This window comes from Mesorhizobium sp. J8 (genome assembly GCF_016591715.1).
In the GTDB taxonomy this organism is placed as follows: domain Bacteria; phylum Pseudomonadota; class Alphaproteobacteria; order Rhizobiales; family Rhizobiaceae; genus Mesorhizobium.
Genome location: NZ_AP024109.1, coordinates 5,760,503 through 5,782,474 on the forward strand (window position 1 = coordinate 5,760,503; position 21,972 = coordinate 5,782,474).

Here is a 21,972-nt window from a genome sequence, read left to right on the forward strand (position 1 = left end):
TCGGTTGAAATCACCGGCTTCGGCCGCCCTCCTGGCCCCACGGCTATGATCCGCAATGTGCAACGCGCATTGCGCATCCTGCTTTGAAAACAAAGCCATGCCACCCCACCCCGTCGTGATAGCGCTCAGCCCCTCAAGCTCAGCACCACGGTCCCCGTTGCGGCTTGCAAGCCGCCTCACCCGAAAGTCGCTACAGCGCCCGGTTGCCGAGCGATGCCTTTCTTAGGATATCCTAACTTTTCGGTTGTGGAACCCAAAAACTTACGTAAGGGAGACTGACCAAACTGCGCGGCGTTTGCCAGTCGTCATATGACGATAATCGCGCGGCTTCGTAAACGGCATCACGTTTCGCGGTCACCCATGGCGTTATGGGTCGTCCGCACTATATGAAACAGATGATTTTCGTATGGGAGCCGCGCGAATGCTTCGTCACACTCTGACTGTTCTGGCAGGCGCCGTGCTGGCGGCCGCGATCTATCAGGTTGCGCCATCTTCCGCGCAAATCGTCATTCCGACGAACCGCAACGCATTGGTGCAGCAGAACGAGTTGCAGCAGTTGCAGAACCGGTTGCAGCGGCAGCAATACCAGCAGCAGCAGCAAATCTATCGCGAGCTCGACCGGCCGACCGCGCGCCAGCCTCAGCCCGATGTGCCGATATATGACAAGACATGCCGGATGGAGGCGGTCGGCAACACGATTTCGAGGGTTTGCCGCTGACATTTTGTTTTTTTCAGTTTATTAGCCGACTTACTTGCTGGCAAAATGCCGGATTGCAAGGGCGGTGGTTTTAGGGTTTGCAGGAGGACAGGTTTTTGGCGCGCGGATAGCGTGCGTCAGGGACGCTGCTCTCACCGGAATTTGGGATGGCAACAACCAAGAAGAAAGCAGTTCGCAAAGCCAGGAAAGGCCAACGGATACGCCAGGTGGCGGCCATTCCGTATCGGTTGGGAGAAGACGGCAACCTTGAAGTGTTGCTGGTTACCTCACGCACCACGCGGCGCTTCATCGTGCCGAAGGGTTGGCCGATGAAGGGCAAGAGCGGGCGCAAGGCGGCAACAATCGAAGCCCAGGAAGAGGCCGGCGTCCTCGGCAAGGCGCTGAAGCAGCCTGCCGGTACCTATTCCTATTGGAAACGCATGACAAACGGCTTCATTCGCGTCGACGTTGCGGTCTACCTGCTTGAGGTCACTGAGGAGCTTGCCGACTGGCAGGAAGCCGCGAACCGCCAGCGCGCGTGGCTGCCGGCGGCCGACGCCGCGTTGCTCATCGACGAGCCGGAGCTTTCGACGCTGCTGCGGGATTTGACCATTCCGGTAGCGGCATAATCAAGTCCTTGTTTCGTTCGGAAAGTCGCGGCGTGCCGACCCAGGCCCGAAGCCATTCCCTGGTCCCCTCTGCTGCGTTCGCTTTCCCACAATTGTTCCGAGACAGGCGCGCATCCTAGGCGCTGCGGCTTCAAGCGGCGCACATTCGCCGCTTGACTCATACATATCCCAACGGTTATACGTCAATCAATAGCCAACGGGTTATTGGTTTGAATGACGACCGCGCATGACATGCTGTTCAGGACGCTTGCCGATCCGACGCGGCGCGCCATCTTCGAACGTCTGTGCCGCCAGGGCGAGCAGACGGTCGGAGCCTTGACCGCGCAGGCCGGCGTGTCGCAGCCGGCGGTGTCGAAGCATCTGGGCGTCCTCAAGGAGGCGGGTCTGGTGCGCGATCGTCATGAAGGGCGCCAGACCCATTACAGCGCCCAGCTCAAGGCGCTTGCGCCACTGATGGACTGGACGCGCGACATGGCGGGATTTTGGGAAAGCCGGTTCGACGACCTGGAAGACCTGCTCAAAAGGATGGATCAATGAATGAAGCCGCAACGCGCTCCGTCATCGTCGAGCGCGAGATGCCTTTTCCGCCGGAAAAGATCTGGCGCGCGCTCACCCAACCGCATCTCATCGAGGAGTGGCTGATGAAGAGCAACTTCAAGCCGGTCGTGGACCATCGCTTCAATATGAGCGCCGAATGGGGCGGTGTCGACTGCCGGGTGCGGACGGTGGAGCCCAACAGGACCCTGTCCTACAGCTGGGACACCAAGGACCTCGAGAGCGTGGTCACTTGGACGCTCACCCCGACGGGCACGGGCACGCATCTGCGCATGGAGCAGGTCGGCTTCCGCACGGATCAGGAGCCGTACTATCGCGGCGCCACGGTGGGCTGGAAGCGCAATCTCACGGCCCTGGAGCAGCTGCTGTCGCGGATCGATTGACGTCCGCCGAAGCTTCAAGAGACAGGCACGGGTCCTGGCGGGGCGGCAAACCGCGGGCGTAAGCAATGGAGGAACGAAAATGAAGATCAAGCTGACCAGCGTCTATGTCGACGACCAGGAAAAGGCGCTCGGCTTCTATACCGACGTGCTCGGTTTCACCAAGAAGGCCGACTTCATCAACGGGCCGTTTCGCTGGCTAACTGTCGTCTCGCCGGACGACCCTGACGGCACCGAGCTGCAGCTGGCGCTGAACGACAATCCGGCCGCAAAAACCTATCAGCAGGCCATCTTCAAGCAGGGCCAGCCGGCGCTGATGCTGTTCACCGACGACATCAAGGCCGATCATGAGCGCATCAGGGCCAATGGCGGCACCTTCGCCATGGCGCCGACGGCGGTAACGGGCGCCACCATCGCGCAGCTCAACGACACCTGCGGCAACCTCATCCAGCTTTCGCAGCTGGCGCGCTGGTAGAGAGCTCGATCCGTCTCGTCATTCGCAAGGGAGGTTAGATTGAACTGGAGCAAGTGGATCAGGCAGCTTCACCGCTGGCTGTCGATCATCTTCACCGTCACCGTCGTCGCCAATTTCGCCGTCATGGCCATGGGCCCGCCGCCCGCCTGGATCGTTTACTCGCCGTTGATCCCGCTTTTCCTGCTGCTGTTCAGCGGCCTCTACATGTTCGTGCTGCCCTATGCCGGCAGGCAGCGCGGCGAGCCGGCGGGCGAGCGCACGGGATCGGCCTGATGGCGAAGGGGAAACCGAAGGCTGCCGGGTCCACAGACACGAAACCTGTCCTGCTTTCGGGCGGCAACCCGCAGATCGGCAAGGGCTACGGCGACGCTCCCGTGCAGGCCTATATCGCGGCGATGCCGGGCTGGAAGAGCGAGGTCGGGCGTCGGCTCGACCAACTCATCATGGAGGCCGTCCCCGACGTGCGGAAGGCCGTCAAATGGAACTCTCCATTCTACGGCATGGAAGGCGAAGGCTGGTTCCTCGGCATTCATTGCTTCGCCAAATACATCAAGGTGGCGTTCTTCCGCGGCCTGTCGCTGAAGCCCGTGCCGCCTGTCGAATCCAAGAGCAAGGACACACGCTATCTCCACATCCACGAGAACGATCGGCTCGACGAGGCGCAGTTCGTCTCCTGGGTGAGGCAGGCAAGCCGGCTGCCTGGCGAACGGATGTAGGCCCGCGCACGATCAAGCGCCGTCTCCCCGAAAGAGACATGATTGCAATTTCCACTCAGCCCCAGGAGAACCGAAGATGCAAAAAAGCGGTGCGCAAGGTGAGAAGTCTCCGTCCGAGCTGATCGACGCGAGGATCGACGAGCTCGGCGACTGGCGCGGCGAGACGCTTGCCCGGCTCCGCGCCCTGATCCGGCAAGCCGCGCCCGAAGCGGTCGAGACATGGAAATGGCGCGGCGTGCCGGTCTGGGAGGATGCTGGCATAATCTGCACGGGCGAGACCTACAAGGCAGTCGTCAAGCTGACCTTCGCCAGGGGCGCGGCACTGCCCGACCCCAAGAAGCTCTTCAACTCCAGCCTCGAAGGCAACACGAGGCGCGCCATCGATTTCAAGGAAGGCGACACGATCGACGCCGACGCCCTGAAGGCGCTCGTCCGCGAAGCCGTGACCCTCAACAGATCGAAGACCAGACGCTGAGAGGCGGCCCCCGGCGCATCGGTGATGTTGCCGTTTTCTTCTTTCGCGCCCTCGTGTCGCGGATCGGTGCCATGCGCCAAATGTCGCCATCACGCAGCGTAAGCATCCTTCCGTTGCTTGGAGCAATCCCAGCGAAAAGAGAGCAGTGGTTCTCCGTCCGGAATTGCGCAAAAACAAAGACTTGGAGCGGGTCGGCGATACTATCGAACGCCGAGCTGCTCCAACAATAATTCATGAAACAAATACTGGACAAATTTATCGGCCGTTAAGCCGGACGGGTTATCTGAATCGATGTCCCCGGCAACTGGGCGACATGCGGGGAAGAACATCGTCTCAACCGGCGGATGAGCCAGTCGGACAGACACCGAGAGAGCCGGAACGGGCTCCATGGGAATGGGATGAAGCTCTCACCGACCGATGCCGCCCCGCGTCTCATCGGACTGGTCTGGCCATTCGTGATAGTCGTCCTGATCCAGGCGCTGGTTGCGACGCTCAGTCTCCACACGCTGTCGGCGGTCCGCGCTTATGTCGGCGGCGAAAGCCAATGGTCGAAGGGGCAGAAGCACGCCATCTATTTCCTCAGCCTCTATGCCGACACCGGCCGGGAAGAGTATTTCGACGAATATCGCCAGGCCATCGCCGTTCCGCTCGCCGATCGCGCCGCGCGGCTGGCGCTCGAACAGGCCGAGCCCGACACGAATGCGGCCCGGCTTGGCTTCCTTGGCGGCAACAACCACCCCGACGATGTTGCCGGCCTGATCTGGCTGTTCCGGAACTTTCGCGGCGTGAGCTATCTCGACACCGCGATCCGCCACTGGACGGATGCCGACGAGATGATCCTCGCCATCGAAAGACTTGGCGACGACATGCATCGCAGGCTCGAAAAGGGAGCGGGATCGTCAGCCGAGATCGGCCTCTGGAAGGCGCAAATCCACCAGATCGACCACCGGATCGGGCCGCTGGCCAAGGCTTTTTCCGATAGCCTCGGCGAGGGATCGCGTTTCATCAAGATGGCGCTGACGGCGGCCAATCTCGCGGCAGCCGCGCTGCTTATCCTGCTCGCCGTCTGGCGCACGCGCAAGCTGATGAGACAGCGCCAGGCATTTCAGACGGCCCTCAACGCCGAGCGCGAGCGCGCCCAGATCACCTTGGCCTCGATCGGCCAGGCCGTCATCAGCACCGATGCCGAGGGGCGGCTGGACTATATGAATGCCGGAGCGGAAAGGCTGCTCGCCTGCCCTCTGGCCGCCGCGAAGGGCAGATCGGTCGCCTCGTTGTTCCGGCTTGTCGACAAGGACAGCGGCGTCGAGGAGACCGATCTGATCCCGCGCCTCCTCGCAGGCGAGCCGCGCCGCTCCAACATACGGCCGCAACTTCTGGAGCGTCTCGACGGCTCGGTCGTGCCCGTGGCGCTGAATGGCGCGCCGCTGATCGTTTCCGGCAAGATCCTCGGTTGCGTTCTGGCCCTGCACGACATGACGCGCGAGCAGGACTATATCGAGCGCCTGTCATGGCAGGCATCGCATGATGCGTTGACCGGTCTCGTCAACCGCCGCGACTTCGAGAACCGGCTGGCGGGCGCGATCTCCGAAGCGCCGGAAAGGCCGCGCCGGCACGCACTGATGTATCTCGACCTCGATCAGTTCAAGCTGGTCAACGACACATGCGGCCATGCCGCCGGCGATCAATTGCTGCGCCAGATCTCGGTGCTGCTCGCCAACGAGTTGCCGCCGGGCGACATACTGGCGAGACTGGGCGGCGACGAGTTCGGCGTTCTGCTCTTCGATTGCGATGCCGATTGCGCCGCGGCGACCGCCGAGCGCTTGCGCGCCACGGTCCAGGATCTGCATTTCTCCTGGGATGGCCGTCCCTTCAACATCAGCGTCAGCATCGGCATGGTCGAAGTGGCCAATGCCGGGATGACGCTGGAAGAAGTGCTGCGCGCCGCCGACTTCGCCTGCTACATGGCCAAGGAAAAGGGCCGCAACCGCGTCCAGCTCCACAGCGACGGCGACACCGCGCTTCGCGAGCGCTTCGGCGAGATGGCCTGGGTGCAGCGCCTGCATGCCGCGCTGGACGGGAACCGCTTCAGGCTGCATGCGCAGGAGATCGCGCCCCTGCGCGACGATATTGCCGAGGCAGGCGCGCATGTCGAAGTCCTGCTTAGGCTGACCGATGAGGACGGCAGCTTCGTCACCCCACAGAGCTTCATTCCGGCGGCGGAGCGCTACGGCTTGATGCCGGCGATCGACCGCTGGGTGGTGCGCAACACCTTCGCCACCTTGGCGGCGAGGCTTGCCGACCCGCGCGCGGTGCCGATATCGACCTGCGCGATCAATCTCTCCGGCGCCACGTTCGGCGACGAGACGTTTCTCGGCTTCATGCGCGAACAGTTCGCCGCGCACGCCATCGCGCCGGAAACGATCTGCCTCGAGATCACCGAGACCAGCGCCATCGCCAATCTGACCGAAGCGATGCGCTTCATCGCCGACCTGCGCGGGCTGGGCTGCCGCTTCGCGCTCGACGATTTCGGCTCCGGCATGTCGTCCTTCGCCTATCTGAAGCATCTGCCGGTCGATTACCTCAAGGTCGACGGCGGCTTCGTCAAGGACATGCTCGACGACCGCATCGACCGCGCCATGGTCGAGATGATCCATCACATCGGCAAGGTGACCGGAAAGCGCACCATCGCCGAATTCGTCGAAAGCGACGGCATCGTCGAGGCCCTGAAGACGATCGGCGTCGATTATGCGCAAGGCTATGCGATTGCCCGGCCCCAGCCATTCGATGCCACCACCGTTCTGCGCGGCAATCGAAGCGAGCGCGACGCGACGGCGGACAGTTGGGAGAGTTTGGCGCGGACGCTGCGCCGCAAAGCCGGCTAATTACCAAACTTAGACGACAACTCCTCCGGCCCGCCGTTCCAACAGGATCGTCGGCTTCTCGTGATAAGTGGTGCGCAAAATCTCGCGATAGCCGTTCTTCTCGGCCACCTTCAACGAAGCGCCGTTTTCCGGATCGATGATGCAGACGGTTCTCGCCTGTCCGAACGCCTCGTCGCCCCAGGCGACGATCCGTCCGACGACCTCGCTCGCAAGCCCCTTGCCATGCGCCTCCGAGGCCAAGGCCCAGCCGGCTTCCGGCACGCCTTCGATCGAAGGCTCGATCTCACGCTTCAGATCATGGAACCCGGCCTCGCCGATGAAGTGTCCGGTCGCCTTGTCCTCGATCGCCCAGAACCCGTAACCGATCAGCGACCAAAGCCCGGCATGGCGCAGGAAGCGCATCCAGCTTTCCTCACGCGTGCGCGCCTTGCCGCCGATGAAACGGGTGACGGCAGGCTCCGCCCACATCGCGGCATAGGTCTCGAAATCACCCGGACGGTGCGGCCGCAGAACAGTGCGCGCCGTCTGGAGGATCGGCACGCCGGCTTCCTTGTCGATGCTCATGGCATTCCTCTATATCGAGGCGGCAGCGCTTAGCAAACCAGCGCGTTCGAACAAGGGCCAGGGCCAACTGGCGCATCCTCCAGCGAAACACGCGCCATCGATCGCCGGCGGCCACTTCGTCGTCTGGGAATTTCGACCGGCGATGCTACTCTTCGGACACGCGATCTCGGTCACGGCGCCAAGCACAGGGAAGGAACATGGACAGCATCGATCTCGTATTGGCCATCATCCATCACCTTCTGGTGTTCTCGCTCGCCGGCATCATTGGCGCGGAGTTCGTGCTGGTGCGCGGCGATCTGGGCGCGGCGACGCTCAAGCGCCTTGCCGGCATCGACCGCCATTATGGCATCATCGCCGCGCTGATCGTCGTCGGCGGCGTCTGCCGTGTGCTCTTCGGTCTGAAGGGTTGGGAATTCTACGTCTACAATTGGGTGTTCTGGGCAAAGATGGCGGCCTTCGCCATCGTCGGCCTGCTGTCGATCGTGCCGACCATGCGCTTCCTTTCCTGGAGCAGGCAGGCGAGCAGCACTCCCTCCTTCGCGGTGCCGGCGGCGGAGTTGGCCTCGGTGAAGAACTATGTCCGTGCCGAGGGCTTGATCTTCCTGCTTATTCCGGTCTTCGCCGCGGCCATGGCGCGCGGCTACGGCTACTAAATTCCAGGAAAACTGCGCAGCGGTTTTCCGTCCGGAAATGCGTCAAGGCAACCTCTAAGCCTCGACCGGGAATGTCTCATTCAGCGGGGCGATCGGCACCAGCGGGGCCGGTATGTCGGTGGTCTTTTCCTTCGACTTGCAGATATCGGCGATCACACAGGCCGGGCAGTCGGGCTTGCGCGCCTTGCAGACATAGCGGCCATGCAGGATCAGCCAGTGATGCGCATGCCGCATAAACTCGGCCGGGATGACCTTGAGCAGCCCTTCCTCGACCTGCTCAGGCGTCCTGCCGGGCGCCAGTCCGATCCGGTTGCCGATGCGGAAGATATGCGTGTCGACCGCCATCGTGTGCTGGCCGAAGGCGACGTTGAGCACGACATTGGCGGTCTTGCGCCCGACGCCCGGCAGCTTCACCAGCTCATCGCGATCCTGCGGCACATGGCCCGCATAGTCGTCGATCAGCGCCTTCGACAGCGCGATCACGTTCTTGGCCTTGTTGCGCCACAGGCCGATGGTGCGGATATAGTCGCCGACCCTGGCCTCGCCCAGTGCCAGCATCTTGGCTGGCGTGTCCGCCGCGGAAAACAGCGCCTTCGTCGCCTTGTTAACGCCCGCGTCGGTTGCTTGCGCCGACAGCACCACCGCGACCAACAGGGTGAAGGCGTTGACATAGTCGAGCTCGCCTTTCGGCTCCGGTCGCTGCACGGAAAAGCGCCGGAAGATCTCATGCACCTCGGCAGGGCTGTAGAGCGACCGGAAAGCGGCTTTTCGCGGCCGTGCGCCAGGCCTCCGGCCGCTACCGGCAGGAGCGGGTCGAGGTTTTTTGACAGCCACGGATTTTTTCGACTTGGGAGGCGCCATTTCCTTCCTATAATATCCCCTCATGAGCGACACAAACGCCTCGTTCCGGGCCGACGAGCCATTTTTCCAGGCCTTGCTGACGCCGCACCGCTCGCTCGGCCGCACCGGTTTCCTGATCCTGATGGGAGCGCTTCTGTTCGGCTGGGCGGTCACCGGCGCGTTCTTCCTGGCGCATGGCGCCTGGCCGGTGTTCGGCTTTTTCGGCCTCGATGTGATCGCCGTCTACATCGCCTTCCGCGCCAATTACCGCGCCGCGCGCGCCCGCGAGGAAATCTCGGTATCGCGCACCAGCCTCGATATCCGCAAGACCGCACCGTCGGGCCGCTCGGAAGCGCATCATTTCAACCCGTTCTGGACACGGTTCTCGATCGCCCGTCACAGCGAAATCGGGATCACCAAGATGGCGGTGGAAGCGCAGGGCAGGAGCGTGGCGATCGGCGGCTTCCTCAACCCCGACGACCGCGAAAGCTTCGCCACCGCCTTTTCACGCGCGCTGGCGACCGCCAAGACGCGCTGAGCCCAAGCAAATCAGAACCGGTACCGCAGCAGCCTGCCGACCTTGCGCATGGCGGGGATGAGCTTCCAGAGGCCGATGAACAAGCGCGCGGACCAGCCCAGACGCGCTGCTTGCTCCGGCTTGTAAGCCGCAATCTCGCCGATGAAGCGAAGTTTCGGAACAGCCCGCTCCAGCTCGCGCGGATCCTCGATCGCCCAATGGACTTCGGAGCCCGTTGCCTTGATGGCCGGATTAAGGCGCATCAGCTTCAGCCCGAAACGGCTGTAGGCATCGAACATCAACTCGCCGCCGGCCAGATGCGAGACGAGCCGCGCGAATAGACGCGGGCCCTCGTCGGCGGCGAGATAGGGCGTCAGCCCCTCGGCCACGACCATTGCCGGGCGATTGCGCGGCACCTCGGCCAGCCATCCCGGCTCGGTCACCGACGAAGCGATCAGATGGTAATAACGGTCCCTGGACGGATAGAGCCTGCGCCTGAGCTCGACGACGTCGGGATAGTCGACATCGAACCAATCCACGCCCGGTCGCGGGTCGATCCGGAAAATGCGCGTGTCGAGCCCGCATCCGAGATGCAGCACGATCGCGTCCGGATATCGCGCGAGGAAATCGGCGACGCACACGTCCAGTGTCCTCGCCCGGATCGCGAATCCCAACCCGAGATTGCCGTCGACCTTGAGCCTCGCGAAATCATAGTCGATCTTGCGCACGGCCTCGTCGGCGAAGCGATCCTGGAGCAGGGAATTGGGCAGCCGGCTCTCCAGCGCCTTGCCGTAGAGCGTCATCAGCAACGTTTCCTTCGCCCCGGTCAGATCGACCTTTTCGCCGGCCATGATTGTCCTCTTCGGTCCGAAGCTCACTCTATCTGGGTGCGTACGGAGGGAAGGCAAGTTTCGGGTGGTTGCAAAGCTCTGGAAGACCGATATTCCCGGCCAAGGAGATATTGCCATGAACGCTCAGATGACCATGAATACGCTGATGAAACCGACCGCGATCCTTGAGAACGACATCACGCCGCAAGGCAGCGACTATGACGTGGTGCGCCGCGCCATCGAGAAGATCAGCCTCGACTATCGCGACCAGCCCTCGCTGGAAGCGCTGGCCGAGGAAGTCGGCGAGACGCCGACCGGCCTGCAGAAGCTGTTCACGCGCTGGGCCGGCCTGTCGCCGAAAGCCTTCCTGCAGGCGGTGACGCTCGACCATGCGCGCAGGCTGCTCGATTCCGGCATGCCGCTCCTGGAGACCTCGTTCGAGCTCGGCATGTCCGGCCCCGGGCGGCTGCACGACCTCTTCGTCACCCATGAGGCGATGTCGCCCGGCGACTACAAGACCCGCGGCGCGGGCCTCACCATCCGCTATGGCTATCACATCTCGCCGTTCGGCATTGCGCTGATCATGGTCACCGACCGCGGTCTCGCGGGCCTCGCCTTCTGTGACGCCGGCGGCGAACGGGCCGCCTTCGCCGACATGTCCGGCCGTTGGCCGAACGCGACCTATGTCGAGGACATGTCGGCCACCCAGGCCTATGCCGCGCGGGTCTTCGATCCGACGAAATGGCGCGCCGACCAGCCGCTGCGCGTGGTGATGATCGGCACCGATTTCCAGCTTCGCGTCTGGGAAGCCTTGCTGCGTATCCCGATGGGCCGCGCCTGCACCTATTCCTCGATCGCGGCAAGCATCGGCGCGCCCAACGCAAGCCGGGCCGTCGGCGCGGCGGTAGGCGCCAACCCGATGTCCTTCGTGGTGCCCTGCCATCGCGCTCTCGGCAAATCCGGCGCGCTCACCGGCTACCACTGGGGGCTGACGCGCAAGCGCGCCATCCTCGGCTGGGAAGCGGGGCAAGTGGCGTCGTGAAATCGACGGCCAAGGCCCTGTGGAAATCTTCCTAGCACTTTGATTTCGCGCATGATCCTTCTGAAAATCGGTTCCGATTTTCAGGGGCATGCGTTAGCCTCCCGCGCAACCAACGGGAGGCAGTTTTTTGATTATCGTTGTCGGCTCGATCAACCTCGACCTCATCGCCAATGTCGACCGCTTGCCGGAACCCGGCGAGACGGTGCGCGGCTCCGGCTTCGCCACCGCGCCCGGCGGCAAGGGCGCCAACCAGGCGCTGGCCGCGGCGCGCGCGGGAGCCCAGGTACGTATGGTGGGCGCGGTCGGCAAGGATAGCTTTGCCGCCGAGGCGCTGGCCCTTCTCAAGGCCGGCAACGTCGATCTGTCCGGTGTCGGCCAGAGCTTCGCCTCCACCGGCACCGCGTTGATCCTGGTCGGCACCGACGGCGAAAACGTCATCGCCGTGGTTCCGGGCGCCAATGATTCGGTGGTACCGGGCGATGTCGCCAAGGCTTTCCTCAAGAAAGGCGATGTCGTGCTTTTGCAGCATGAGATCCCGCTGCAGACGGTCGAAGCCGCGCTCGACGCGGCGCGCGCGGCCGGCGCCGTCAGCGTGCTCAACACCGCCCCCTTCCGTCGCGAGGCCGCAGGCTTCCTCGGCAAGGCCGATTATGCGGTCGCCAACGAAACCGAGTTCGATCTCTATGGCGAGGCGCTGGCGCTTTCCGGGCGCGACCGCCCTGCCCGCATGCGCGACTATGCCCAAAAGACCGGCCGCGCCATCGTCGTCACGCTGGGCGGGGACGGCGTGCTGGCGGCCACGCCCGAGGATTTCCTCACCGTCCCGGCGCTGAAGATCACACCGGTCGACACGGTCGGCGCCGGCGACACCTTCTGCGGCTATTTCGGCGCCGGCCTGTCGTCCGGCCTTTCGCTTGAGCAAGCGCTCGCCCGCGCCGCCGTGGCCGGCTCGCTCGCCTGCCTGAAGCCCGGTGCGCAGCCGGCAATCCCGCTGGGCAAGGACGTCGACACGGCTTTGGCGGGCGGCCGTTAAGCAATGCGCCCCGCCACAAAACATGCCGTGCCGCCGGCCGGCGACATCTGCCGCCTCTCCGCCGTCGAGCTCGCCGATGGCATCAGGCAGCGCCAGTTTTCGGTTCGCGAGGTGGTCGGCGCGTTCCTCGAACGCATCGAAGCCGTGAATCCGCGGGTCAACGCCATCGTATCGCTGCGCGAACGCGCCAACGTGCTGGCCGAGGCCGACGCGGCGGACGCCCATCTGGCCCGCGGCGGCGAGGCCGGATCGCTGTTCGGCCTGCCGATCGCCATCAAGGACCTGGCCCTGACCAAGGGGCTCAGAACCACCTTCGGCTCGCCGATCTTTGCCGATTTTATTCCCGACACGGACGACTTCTTCGTCGAGCGCATCCGCAAGGCCGGCGCCATCATCATCGGCAAGACCAATGTTCCGGAATTCGGGCTGGGCTCCAACACCTACAATCCGGTCTTCGGGCCGACGCTCAACGCCTTCGACCCGGCGCTCACCGCCGGCGGATCGAGTGGCGGCGCGGCCGTGGCGCTGGCGCTCGACATGCTGCCGGTCGCCGACGGCAGCGACTTCGGCGGCTCGCTGCGCAATCCGGCCGGCTACAACAATGTCTACGGCTTCCGTCCCTCGCAGGGGCTCGTGCCCGCCGGGCCCGATATCGATGTCTTCCATGCGCAGATGGGTGTCGAGGGGCCGATGGGCCGCGGCGTGCGCGACATCGCGCTGCTGCTCGACGAGCAGGCGGGCTACCACCCGCAGGCGCCCTTGTCGCATGCCAAGGAAGGCTCGTTCCTCGACGGCTTGAGGACAAAGGCGTCCGGCGGCCGCGTCGCCTGGCTGGGCGATCTCGGCGGCCACTTGCCGATGGAACCGGGTGTGCTCGACCTTTGCGAGGCCGCGCTTGCCCGCTTTGCCGATGCATCGTTCGCCAGCGACGCGCTGGTGCCGGATGTCGATTTCGAGGCGCTGTGGCAGGCTTTCGTCACCTTGCGCCAGGCAAGCAGCGGCTGTGCGCTGAAGGCGCATTATGACGATCCGGCAAAACGCGGGCTGCTGAAGCCCGAGGCTGTGTGGGAGGTGGAGCAGGCGATGCGACTGACAGGGCCACAGATCCACGCAGCAACCGTCCGGCGCACCTCGTGGCATCGCACGCTGCTGTCGCTGTTCGAGCGCTTCGACCTCATCGCCCTGCCGACCGCGCAGGTGTTCCCGTTCGACGTGACCACCCACTGGCCGCGCGAGGTCGCGGGGCGGACCATGGACAGCTATCACCGCTGGATGCAGGTCTCGGCCTTCGCCACGCTGGGCGGCTGCCCGGCGCTCAACGTGCCGGCCGGCTTCGACGACAAGGGCCGGCCGATGGGCCTGCAGTTGATCGGCCGCCCGCGCGGCGACCTCGCCGTGCTCAGGGCGGGCGCAGCCTATGAGGCCGTGCTGCCCTGGCCGGCGGGAGCCGCGTGACGGGCCGCCCTGCCCGGCCAGCTTGCGCCAGCCCCAATCCCGTGCATTGATCGCTCTCCGCCCAAGTCGGCGCTGTCCTGTTCGAGGGAAGATCATGTCGCTGGAACTTTACGCCACCTATGTCATCGCCTGCATCGTCATCATCCTGGTGCCGGGCCCGACCGTCACGCTGATCATCGCCAACAGCATCCGTCACGGCTCGCGCGCGGGCTTGGCCAACGTCGCCGGCACGCAGGCCGGCCTTGCCATCATGATCGCCATCGTCGGCATCGGCCTCAACACGCTGATCGCCGGCATGGGCCACTGGTTTGAATGGGTGCGGCTGCTCGGCGCCGCCTACCTGATCTGGATGGGCGTGCAGATGTTTCGCGCAAAAGGCGCGCTGAACCCCGACGGGTCCGCGAAAAAACCGCGCGGCGGCTTCTTCCTGCAGGGCTTTCTGGTGGCGATCAGCAATCCCAAGACGCTCGTCTTCTTCGGCGCCTTCTTCCCGCAGTTCATCGCGCCGCAGGGCAATTATACGCTGCAGATCGTCGTCATGGGCCTGACCGCGATGATCTTCGCCGCCATGTCGGACTCGACCTACGCCCTTGCCGCCGGCCGCGCCGGTCGCATCCTCTCGGCCAGCCGAGTCAGGCTGATGTCGCGCATCAGCGGCAGTTTTCTCGTCGGCGGCGGCCTGTGGCTGGCGTTCTCGAAGGCGAAGTAGCGCCTCACCTTCTCCCCTTGTGGGAGAAGGTGGATCGGCGCGATAGCGCCGAGACGGATGAGGGGTGTTGGAAGAAATGAGACGGCGGCAATTTCAAGCATGTCGCCAAGCTGGAGCACCCCTCATCCGACCGAGCTTCGCTCGGCCACCTTCCCCCACAAGGGGGGAAGGAAGAGGCGCTACCTAAAGCCGCCCGAGCCGCTCCACCAGCAGCGCGAAGAAGCCGTCATGGTCGATGTCGCGCATCACCAGGGCGTTCTTCTCGCGCTTGGTGACGCCCCACCAGTCGATCACCGTCATGCCCATGGTGAGCTCGGACGCGGTCTCGACGCTGACATTGCAGCGGCGGCCCTTGAACAGCTCAGGCTTGAGGAGATAGGCGATCACGCACGGATCGTGCAACGGCCCGCCATCGGTGCCGTATTTCTCCTCGTCATAGCGTTCGAAGAACTCCAGCATTTCGGCGGTCGCGGTGCCGACCTTGGTGCCGAGCTGGCGGAACGCCTGGATGCGCTTGGAGGTGGTCAGCGCCTTGTGGGTGACGTCGAGCGGCATCATCACGATCGGGATACCCGATTTGAACACCAGATCGGCGGCCTGCGGGTCGACATAGATGTTGAATTCGGCGGCGGGCGTGACGTTGCCGCCTTCGAAGAAGCCGCCACCCATCAGAACGATTTCCTTGATGCGTGGCGCGATCCTGGGCTCGCGGATCAGCGCCAGCGCGATGTTGGTGAGCGGCCCGAGCGGGCAGAGCGTGATCGTGCCGCTTTCCTCGCGCATCAGCGTCTCGACGATGAAATCGACGGCATACTGCTCCTGCAACGGCATCGTCGGCTCGGGCAGTTGCGGGCCGTTCAGGCCGGTCTTGCCATGCACTTCCTCGGCGGTGACGAGCTGGCGCGCCAGCGGACGGATGGCGCCGGCATAGACCTTGATGTCGGGCCGGCCGGCCAATTCACAGATCTTGCGGGCGTTGTTCTGGGTCAGCTTCAGCGGCACGTTGCCGGCAACGGCGGTGATGCCGACGATCTCCAGCTCGGAGCTGCCCAGCGCCAGCAATATGGCGACGGCATCGTCCTGGCCGGGATCGGTGTCGATGATGATCTTTCGGGACTGCGGCATGTCAATTCCTTTTGGGAAGTCTTTTTGGGCGGGATTTAGAGCATGGTCCCCAAGAGCGGGAACCGGTTTTCGGACGAGATCATGCTCCAACGAGGGCTGAACCGGGATGACGGTTCAACGAAACGTCATCCTGATTTAGCGGCTTGAACTTGATCGGCCGGCGGACCATATCAAGACCATCGGGAAAAATGCCATCCGGGTTTTTCCAGTTTGTGTCGCTCTTTGGAGGACAGTGTAACAATGACTCGAATGACGCCCTTCTCCAGCCCGTTGCTCCTGGGTTTCGATGCCATGGAAAAGACGCTCGAGCGTCTGGCGAAGTCGGGCGACAGCTACCCCCCCTATAACATCGAGCGCCTCGGCGCCACTGATGGTAAAGCCGAACGGCTGCGCATCACGTTGGCCGTCGCTGGTTTCGCCGAAAGTGACCTCGATGTGACCACGGAGGAAAACCAGCTGATCGTGCGCGGTCGCCAGAGCGACGACACCGAGCGCGAATTCCTCCATCGCGGCATCGCCGCGCGCCAGTTCCAGCGCTGCTTCGTGCTGGCCGACGGCATGCGGGTGATCGGCGCCGAGCTGAAGAACGGCCTGTTGTCGATCGATCTGGATCGGCCCGAGGCCGAGCGGCTGGTACGGAAAATAAACATATCGGTGAAAGACTGACCTTTGCCGATGGCTCTATGCGAGGCGGCCAATCCTGGCGTCCTCGCGCCAAGGAGGCTTGAAATGACCAGAACTGACCAAACGATCACCATGACCAGCGGCGAATTCGCCCATCTCGGCGAAGGTTCGGTCGCCTATCTCAGGAAAGTATCGAGCGACGATCTGCGCGGCCGCTTCCCCGGCCTGCAGGAAATCGCGCCCGGCTTGGAGCTGTGGGCGCTGTTTGCCGCCAACGGCCAGCCGATCCTGCTTTCCGATGCCCGTGACCGGGCGCTGGCGGGTGCGTTGGAGAACGACCTGACCCCTGTCGCGATTCACTAGACCATAATCCCCAAAAGGGACCCGGTTTTCGGGTAAGGTTACGGTCAACTAAAGTAGCGACTGCTGGCAGACCGAAAATGGAAAGGGCCGCTCCCGGCGGCCCCTCTAGGATTTCATCCCAAAAGACAGGTTTTAACCCAAGCGGCTTCAGGCCGCATGCGAAGCCTGCGTGTCCGAGAGCAGCGCGTGGATTGCCACCGCGTCGCGCGTGCCCCTGATCTTGGCCACCGTGTCGGCATCGCGCAGCACGCGCGCGATGCGCGACAGCGCCTTGAGATGGTCGGCGCCGGCGCCTTCCGGCGCCAGCAGCAGAAAGACGAGGTCGACCGGCTGGTCGTCCAGCGCCTCGAAATCCACCGGCGTTTCCAGCCGGGCGAAAACGCCGGCGATCCGCTTCACGCCGGCGAGCTTGCCGTGCGGAATGGCGATGCCGTTGCCGACGCCGGTCGAGCCCAGCCGCTCGCGCTGCAGGACGGTGTCGAACACCTCCCGTTCCGGAATCCCCGAAATCGCCGCGGCCCTCTCCGACAGCAATTGCAGAAGCTGCTTTTTGGAATTCGCCTTCAACGCCGGCATGATCGCCGAGACGCTGATGAGATCACTGAGATCCATGCTTGAAAAATCCCTTGCTCGCCTGCCGCGCCAGTCGTCGTCCCCCTCGCGCGGCTGGCTTTTATCCCTGAGCGACTTTGGTCGTCGACGGATCGATCCAGCCGATATTGCCGTCCGGCCGGCGGTAGACGATGTTGAGATGGTCGGTTCCAGCGTTGCGGAACAGGAAGACCGGGCTGTCGCTGTTGTCGAGCTCGATGACAGCCGACGCCACCGACATGGTTCGCAGCGTCATGCTTGATTCGGCGACGATGACCGGAGCGAAGTCCTCCGGAATGTCTTCCTCGTCGTCGGCAAGGGGGGCCACCACGGTGTAGGCGATGTCGGTCGGTTCTTCGCCATTGCCGTTGCCGGTGTTGCGCGACTTCAGCCGGCGCTTATAGCGGCGCAGCCGCGTTTCCAGGCGGTCGGCGGCCGCCTCGAAGGCGAGCGTCGGGTCCTGAGCGTCGCCGGTCGCCTGCAGCGAAGCGCCGGAATCGAGCCGGACCATGCAGTCGGCGGAGAAACGCGACCCCGATTTGATGACCGTGACATGTCCTGAAAAACCCCGATCGAAATATTTCTCGATCGCCTCGCCGACCCGGTCGCTGATGCGCGTGCGGAACGCATCGCCGATGTCCATGTGTTTTCCCGAGATGCGTAGATTCATCTGAAAACTGACCTTCCTTGCTCAGGCTTCAAACTGTTTCCGAGTTTATACCCGTGGTGCGCGCGCACAAGCTTCGCAGCGGCATGCGCGCCGATTTTAGACCCGAACTTTCCGGTTGATCACAAGTCGCCTTCTTGGCCGTCCGTGGCCGTGTCTGACGGACCCATTCGCAAGCGGGCATTACCGCCCCGCTCCATGCGGGCGGGCTTCTAGACACTTCATTGCGGCTTGTCAATCAAGCTTGGGGATTGCGGGAAATCAACCTGCCTGGCGCCAAGGCTTGTCGGGATTCGGGGGTGTGCCTAGCGACCGGCGTTGGCCAGCGCCCGCTTTTCCCGCCGCCGCTGCACGGAGGAGGCGATATTCATGCCCTCGCGGTATTTCGCGACGGTGCGGCGGGCGATATCGATGCCGCTTTCCTTCAGCATGTCGACGATGGCGTCGTCGGAAAGCACGTCGGCGGGCTTTTCCTCGTCGATCATCTGCTTGATGCGGTCGCGCACGGCTTCGGACGAATGCGCTTCGCCGCCTTCGGCCGAGGCGATCGATGCCGTGAAGAAATAGCGCAGCTCGAAGACGCCGCGCGGCGTCAGCATGTATTTGTTGGCGGTGACGCGGCTGACGGTCGATTCATGCATGCCGATGGCATCGGCCACCGTGCGCAGGTTGAGCGGCTTGAGGTGGCGCACGCCATGGACGAGGAAGGCATCCTGCTGCCGCACGATTTCCGACGCCACCTTGAGAATGGTCTTGGCCCGCTGATCGAGGCTGCGCGTCAGCCAGTTGGCGTTCTGCAGGCATTCGGCGAGGAAATCCTTTTCCGCCTGGTCCTTGGCGTGACTCGAGACGCGGGCGAAGTAGACATTGTCCACCAGCACGCGCGGCAGCGTGTCGGCGTTGAGCTCCACCGCCCAGCTGCCGTCATTGGCCGCGCGCACCTCGACATCGGCCACGATCGCATCGCTGGCGCCGCCCGAAAACGCCAGGCCGGGACGCGGATCGAGCGCACGGATCTCGGCCAGCATGTCGAGGAGGTCCTCCTCGTCGACGCCGCAGATGCGTTTCAGCGTCTGGAAATCCCGCCGCGCCAAAAGCTCGAGATTGGCGACCAGCGCTTTCATCGCCGGATCGAGCCGGTCGCGCCCTGCAAGTTGCAGCGAGAGGCATTCCGCAAGGTCGCGCGCGAAAAGTCCCGGCGGCTCGAAGGTCTGGCAGACGCCGAGCACGCGCGCCACCGTGGCGTCGTCCGCACCGAGCCGGGCCGCGATCTCGCCAAGGTCGGCGCGCAAATAGCCGGCTTCGTCGAGCCCGTCGGCCAACTCGCCCGCGATCAGCCGTTCGCCGGGGCTCAGCGAAGCAAGCGCGATCTGCTCGCCGACATGTTCGCGCAGCGTGACGACGGCCGCGGCCATGTCGCCGACGTCGAATCCTTCCGATGACGCCGTGCCGGCGCCACCGCCGGCGGCCGACTTCCACTGGGCCGTGAGGTCTGGCCCCAGCCTCTCATGGGTGCCGGGATCGTCGGGAAACAGGTTTTCCAGGGAGGAATCGAGCTTTTCCGAGATCGCTTCGGCACTCCACTCCGTCTCGCCCTCGAACCAGTCGCCATCGGAATCCCGCTCCGGCGCCGCCTCGCCTTTCTGGGCCTGGTCGCCCACGGCGTCGTCCTGCGGCTCGGCCCGCTCCAGAAGCGGGTTGCGCTCGATCTCCTCGTCGATGAAGCGCTCGAGCTCGACATGGGTGAGCTGCAGCAGACGGATCGACTGCATCAGCTGCGGCGTCATCACCAGCGACTGGGACTGTCTGAGCTGCAGTTTGGCTGCCAGCGCCATGGTGGGATTCAAACGCCTCGTCTACGCGTCGTACAATTGTTTTCGGTCGGGCATAGAAACTGGCCCGGCTTTTGCTTGTCAAGAAAAACGCTAGCAGCCGCGGCTTACCGGAGTGTTATCGAGCGCTAAAATAGCGAAAAACCGCCACGCGACCTTCGAAAATCGCGCCACCGCCCGAAAACCCGTGATCAGAGCGTGAAGCCCTCGCCGAGATAGAGACGCCGCACATCGGCGTTGGCGACGATCTCGTCGGCGCGGCCATGCGTCAGCACCTGGCCGGCATGGATGATATAGGCGCGGTCGATGAGGCCGAGCGTCTCGCGCACATTGTGGTCGGTGATCAAGACGCCGATGCCGCGGGCCGTGAGGTGGCGAACGAGCTGCTGGATGTCGGCGACGGCGATCGGGTCGATACCGGCGAAGGGCTCGTCGAGCAGCATATAGGCCGGCCGGGTCGCCAGCGCCCGCGCGATTTCGAGGCGGCGCCGTTCGCCGCCCGACAGCGACATCGACGGCGCCTTGCGCAGATGGCTGATGTGGAATTCCTCGAGCAGCTCGTCGAGGTTGCGTTCGCGCACCTTGCGATCCTTTTCGACCACTTCCAGCACGGCGCGAATGTTCTGCTCGACGTTCAGGCCGCGGAAGATCGAGGCTTCCTGCGGCAGATAGCCGATGCCGAGGCGGGCGCGCCGGTACATCGGCATCGACGTGACGTCGAAACCGTCGATCTCGATCGAGCCCTCATCGACCGGCACAAGGCCCGTGACCATGTAGAAGCAGGTGGTCTTGCCGGCGCCATTGGGGCCGAGCAGGCCGACGGCCTCGCCGGCGCGCACGCCGAGCGTCACCCCGCTCACCACCTTGCGGCCCTTGTAGCTCTTGGTCAGGCCCTTGGCGATCAAGGTGCCCTTGAACTTCGCCTTGTCGGTGCCGACCGTCGCCGGCGCAGCCGGCTTTGCGGCTGCCCGTCCCGGAAGACGGGCCAGCAGCGAGGACACGCCGGCCATTACTTGCCCGACGCTCCCTGCTGGGCCGCGCCCTGCTTCTGGGGCGTGAACGACATCATCACGCGGCCGCCGCAGCCGTCGACATTGGCGAGGCCGCTCTTCATCTGCACGGTGAGCTTGCAGCCCTTGAGCACATTGTCGCCCTGCGACAGCACCACTTCCTTGCCCTTGAGCACCAGCACCTGCGTCTTCATGTCGAATGTGCCGCTGTCGCCGGTGGCGATCTGGTCGTTCGATTTGACGTAGACTTTGTTCTCCACCTCCAAGTGGTCGATATTGGCGGCGCCCGTCATCGCCGACGCGCCGGCCGCGGCGCTTTTGCCGGCATTGGCATCCTTGACATAGTAGACCGTCATCTTGCCGGCCTTGAGCAGGGTCGGCCCCTGATTGACCGTGACGTTGCCGCTGAATATGGCCATGCTTTCGGCCTGGCGGACCTCAAGCTTGTCGCTTTCGATCTGGATCGGCTGGTCGCCGGACAGCTTGAGCCCGGACATCTGGCTGGTCGCGCTCGACTGCGCGAAGGAATGCGCCGTCGCCAAGAACAGCAATCCGGAAGCAGCGCCCGCAAGCCATGCCGATTTACTGCGACGCATTCTGTTCTCCACCGTTTACCCCCGCTGCCTTCAGCGCGGCTGGATCTATGTTGACGCGAACCCGGTTCTCGAAGACCACGAGCCTGCCATTGTCCTCGACCGCCATCGAATCCGCGGTGATGCGCGACCCGCCACGGCTGACATCGACCGGATTGCTCGTCTTCATAGAGCCTTTGCCCATGTCTAGGAAGATCGATTTGAACTTCGCTGCCAGGCCGTCCGTCGTCGTCACGCTGACGTCGCTGGTGAGGTCCATGGTGTTGGCGTCGCGATTGTAGATACCGTGCGCGGCATCGACCGACACGATGTTGTCGGTGGCGACGGGCAGCTTGGCGTTGATGCCTTCGAGATCGATGACGGCCTGCTGCCCGACATCCTGCGTCGCCCTGGTCGCCGTCAGCGAGTATGGCAGCTTCTGCTTGGTGAAGCCGTTGAGCTTCGGATTGGCCATCACCAGCTTGCCGTCGGAAAACGCCGTGCCGTCGGCCTGCACCGAGACAGAAATGGGCGCTTTGAGGTAGGAATAGACCGGAAAGGCGACGGCGATTGCGACCGCAAGCAGCGGCACCGCGAATTTCAGCACGCGCACGCGGCGCGAGTGCCGCTGCGCGCGGTTGAAAGCATCGCCGCGCGTGCCGCCTTCGGCCGCGGGAGCCGACGCCTGGACGGCATCGCTCGTTTCGTCAGATCGCGCCAACATGACTTTTCT

Annotated in this window: 27 protein-coding genes; 17 read left to right on the forward strand and 10 right to left on the reverse strand. The window is 64.0% G+C overall.

The window, feature by feature from the left end:
• The first annotated feature begins 421 nt into the window (after positions 1–421).
• From MJ8_RS27540 to MJ8_RS27580, 9 genes are all read left to right on the forward strand, one after another.
• On the forward strand, positions 422–718 hold the full coding sequence (locus tag MJ8_RS27540) for a hypothetical protein (protein ID WP_201411754.1): 297 nt from the start codon (positions 422–424) through the stop codon (positions 716–718).
• A gap of 146 nt (positions 719–864) precedes the next feature.
• On the forward strand, positions 865–1,326 hold the full coding sequence (locus MJ8_RS27545; protein WP_201411755.1) for an NUDIX hydrolase: 462 nt from the start codon (positions 865–867) through the stop codon (positions 1,324–1,326).
• Between the two features lie 213 nt (positions 1,327–1,539).
• Positions 1,540–1,863: an ArsR/SmtB family transcription factor gene (locus tag MJ8_RS27550; RefSeq protein WP_040990288.1), complete on the forward strand. Its 324-nt coding sequence runs from the start codon at positions 1,540–1,542 to the stop codon at positions 1,861–1,863.
• Positions 1,860–2,264, forward strand: coding sequence for an SRPBCC family protein (locus MJ8_RS27555; RefSeq protein ID WP_201411756.1), 405 nt, complete (start codon positions 1,860–1,862; stop codon positions 2,262–2,264). The genes MJ8_RS27550 and MJ8_RS27555 overlap by 4 nt, the downstream gene beginning before the upstream one ends.
• A 79-nt stretch (positions 2,265–2,343) precedes the next feature.
• Positions 2,344–2,736, forward strand: coding sequence for a VOC family protein (locus MJ8_RS27560; RefSeq protein ID WP_201411757.1), 393 nt, complete (start codon positions 2,344–2,346; stop codon positions 2,734–2,736).
• A 39-nt stretch (positions 2,737–2,775) separates the two neighbouring features.
• Positions 2,776–3,009 (forward strand): hypothetical protein, encoded by a 234-nt coding sequence (locus tag MJ8_RS27565; RefSeq protein WP_201411758.1) that lies wholly within the window; start codon positions 2,776–2,778, stop codon positions 3,007–3,009.
• Positions 3,009–3,452 carry a DUF1801 domain-containing protein gene (locus MJ8_RS27570; RefSeq protein WP_201411759.1) on the forward strand — a complete coding sequence of 148 codons (444 nt, stop codon included), beginning with the start codon at positions 3,009–3,011 and terminating at the stop codon, positions 3,450–3,452. Before MJ8_RS27565 ends, MJ8_RS27570 begins: the two co-directional genes overlap by 1 nt.
• 76 nt (positions 3,453–3,528) lie before the next feature.
• Positions 3,529–3,927, forward strand: coding sequence for a DUF1801 domain-containing protein (locus MJ8_RS27575; protein ID WP_201411760.1), 399 nt, complete (start codon positions 3,529–3,531; stop codon positions 3,925–3,927).
• 398 nt (positions 3,928–4,325) lie between these two features.
• Positions 4,326–6,812, forward strand: a complete 2,487-nt coding sequence (locus tag MJ8_RS27580; protein ID WP_201411761.1) for an EAL domain-containing protein — start codon at positions 4,326–4,328, stop codon at positions 6,810–6,812.
• Positions 6,813–6,821: 9 nt separating this feature from the next.
• Here MJ8_RS27580 and MJ8_RS27585 read toward each other — a convergent pair whose 3' ends face one another.
• Positions 6,822–7,376, reverse strand: coding sequence for a GNAT family N-acetyltransferase (locus MJ8_RS27585; protein ID WP_201411762.1), 555 nt, complete (start codon positions 7,374–7,376; stop codon positions 6,822–6,824).
• Positions 7,377–7,573: 197 nt separating this feature from the next.
• On the opposite strand from MJ8_RS27585, the gene MJ8_RS27590 reads away from it, so the two are divergent.
• Positions 7,574–8,029, forward strand: coding sequence for a DUF2214 family protein (locus MJ8_RS27590; RefSeq protein ID WP_201411763.1), 456 nt, complete (start codon positions 7,574–7,576; stop codon positions 8,027–8,029).
• Between the two features lie 54 nt (positions 8,030–8,083).
• Here the strand turns inward: MJ8_RS27590 and nth are convergent, their stop codons facing one another.
• Positions 8,084–8,890 carry an endonuclease III gene (gene nth, locus MJ8_RS27595; RefSeq protein WP_201411764.1) on the reverse strand — a complete coding sequence of 269 codons (807 nt, stop codon included), beginning with the start codon at positions 8,888–8,890 and terminating at the stop codon, positions 8,084–8,086.
• A gap of 22 nt (positions 8,891–8,912) precedes the next feature.
• Between nth and MJ8_RS27600 the strand changes: the two genes are divergently transcribed.
• Positions 8,913–9,407 (forward strand): DUF2244 domain-containing protein, encoded by a 495-nt coding sequence (locus MJ8_RS27600; RefSeq protein ID WP_201411765.1) that lies wholly within the window; start codon positions 8,913–8,915, stop codon positions 9,405–9,407.
• A gap of 11 nt (positions 9,408–9,418) precedes the next feature.
• Here MJ8_RS27600 and MJ8_RS27605 read toward each other — a convergent pair whose 3' ends face one another.
• Positions 9,419–10,237 (reverse strand): class I SAM-dependent methyltransferase, encoded by an 819-nt coding sequence (locus MJ8_RS27605; RefSeq protein ID WP_201411766.1) that lies wholly within the window; start codon positions 10,235–10,237, stop codon positions 9,419–9,421.
• 115 nt (positions 10,238–10,352) lie between these two features.
• On the opposite strand from MJ8_RS27605, the gene MJ8_RS27610 reads away from it, so the two are divergent.
• The 4 genes from MJ8_RS27610 (at position 10,353) to MJ8_RS27625 (ending at position 14,455) form a co-directional block, all read left to right on the forward strand.
• Entirely contained in the window at positions 10,353–11,258 is a 906-nt protein-coding gene (locus tag MJ8_RS27610; protein WP_201411767.1) for a methylated-DNA--[protein]-cysteine S-methyltransferase, read from the forward strand.
• Between the two features lie 127 nt (positions 11,259–11,385).
• Positions 11,386–12,291: a ribokinase gene (locus tag MJ8_RS27615; RefSeq protein WP_201411768.1), complete on the forward strand. Its 906-nt coding sequence runs from the start codon at positions 11,386–11,388 to the stop codon at positions 12,289–12,291.
• A 3-nt stretch (positions 12,292–12,294) separates the two neighbouring features.
• Positions 12,295–13,746, forward strand: coding sequence for an amidase (locus MJ8_RS27620; protein ID WP_201411769.1), 1,452 nt, complete (start codon positions 12,295–12,297; stop codon positions 13,744–13,746).
• Between the two features lie 94 nt (positions 13,747–13,840).
• Positions 13,841–14,455 carry a LysE family translocator gene (locus MJ8_RS27625; RefSeq protein WP_201411770.1) on the forward strand — a complete coding sequence of 205 codons (615 nt, stop codon included), beginning with the start codon at positions 13,841–13,843 and terminating at the stop codon, positions 14,453–14,455.
• A gap of 183 nt (positions 14,456–14,638) precedes the next feature.
• On the opposite strand, the gene MJ8_RS27630 is transcribed toward MJ8_RS27625, so the two are convergent.
• Positions 14,639–15,580 (reverse strand): nucleoside hydrolase, encoded by a 942-nt coding sequence (locus tag MJ8_RS27630; protein ID WP_201411771.1) that lies wholly within the window; start codon positions 15,578–15,580, stop codon positions 14,639–14,641.
• 240 nt (positions 15,581–15,820) lie between these two features.
• Here MJ8_RS27630 and MJ8_RS27635 point away from each other — a divergent pair, with 240 nt between their 5' ends.
• Positions 15,821–16,246 (forward strand): Hsp20 family protein, encoded by a 426-nt coding sequence (locus MJ8_RS27635; RefSeq protein ID WP_201411772.1) that lies wholly within the window; start codon positions 15,821–15,823, stop codon positions 16,244–16,246.
• A gap of 63 nt (positions 16,247–16,309) precedes the next feature.
• A complete protein-coding gene (locus tag MJ8_RS27640) occupies positions 16,310–16,567 on the forward strand; it encodes a DUF1150 family protein (protein WP_201411773.1) in 258 nt (85 codons plus the stop codon).
• A 147-nt stretch (positions 16,568–16,714) separates the two neighbouring features.
• On the opposite strand, the gene ptsN is transcribed toward MJ8_RS27640, so the two are convergent.
• From ptsN to lptC, 6 genes are all read right to left on the reverse strand, one after another.
• On the reverse strand, positions 16,715–17,179 hold the full coding sequence (gene ptsN / locus MJ8_RS27645; protein ID WP_040990311.1) for a PTS IIA-like nitrogen regulatory protein PtsN: 465 nt from the start codon (positions 17,177–17,179) through the stop codon (positions 16,715–16,717).
• Between the two features lie 61 nt (positions 17,180–17,240).
• A complete protein-coding gene (hpf, locus tag MJ8_RS27650) occupies positions 17,241–17,828 on the reverse strand; it encodes a ribosome hibernation-promoting factor, HPF/YfiA family (protein ID WP_201411774.1) in 588 nt (195 codons plus the stop codon).
• A 302-nt stretch (positions 17,829–18,130) separates the two neighbouring features.
• The gene (rpoN, locus tag MJ8_RS27655; protein ID WP_201411775.1) at positions 18,131–19,660 is read right to left on the reverse strand and encodes an RNA polymerase factor sigma-54; all 1,530 of its coding nucleotides are present in this window, start codon (positions 19,658–19,660) and stop codon (positions 18,131–18,133) included.
• A 188-nt stretch (positions 19,661–19,848) separates the two neighbouring features.
• The gene (lptB, locus tag MJ8_RS27660) at positions 19,849–20,667 is read right to left on the reverse strand and encodes an LPS export ABC transporter ATP-binding protein (protein WP_042641058.1); all 819 of its coding nucleotides are present in this window, start codon (positions 20,665–20,667) and stop codon (positions 19,849–19,851) included.
• A complete protein-coding gene (locus MJ8_RS27665) occupies positions 20,667–21,263 on the reverse strand; it encodes an LptA/OstA family protein (RefSeq protein ID WP_201411776.1) in 597 nt (198 codons plus the stop codon). Before MJ8_RS27665 ends, lptB begins: the two co-directional genes overlap by 1 nt.
• Complete coding sequence (lptC, locus tag MJ8_RS27670) at positions 21,250–21,963, reverse strand: LPS export ABC transporter periplasmic protein LptC (protein ID WP_201411777.1); 714 nt, start codon at positions 21,961–21,963, stop codon at positions 21,250–21,252. Before lptC ends, MJ8_RS27665 begins: the two co-directional genes overlap by 14 nt.
• Positions 21,964–21,972 lie beyond the last annotated feature (9 nt).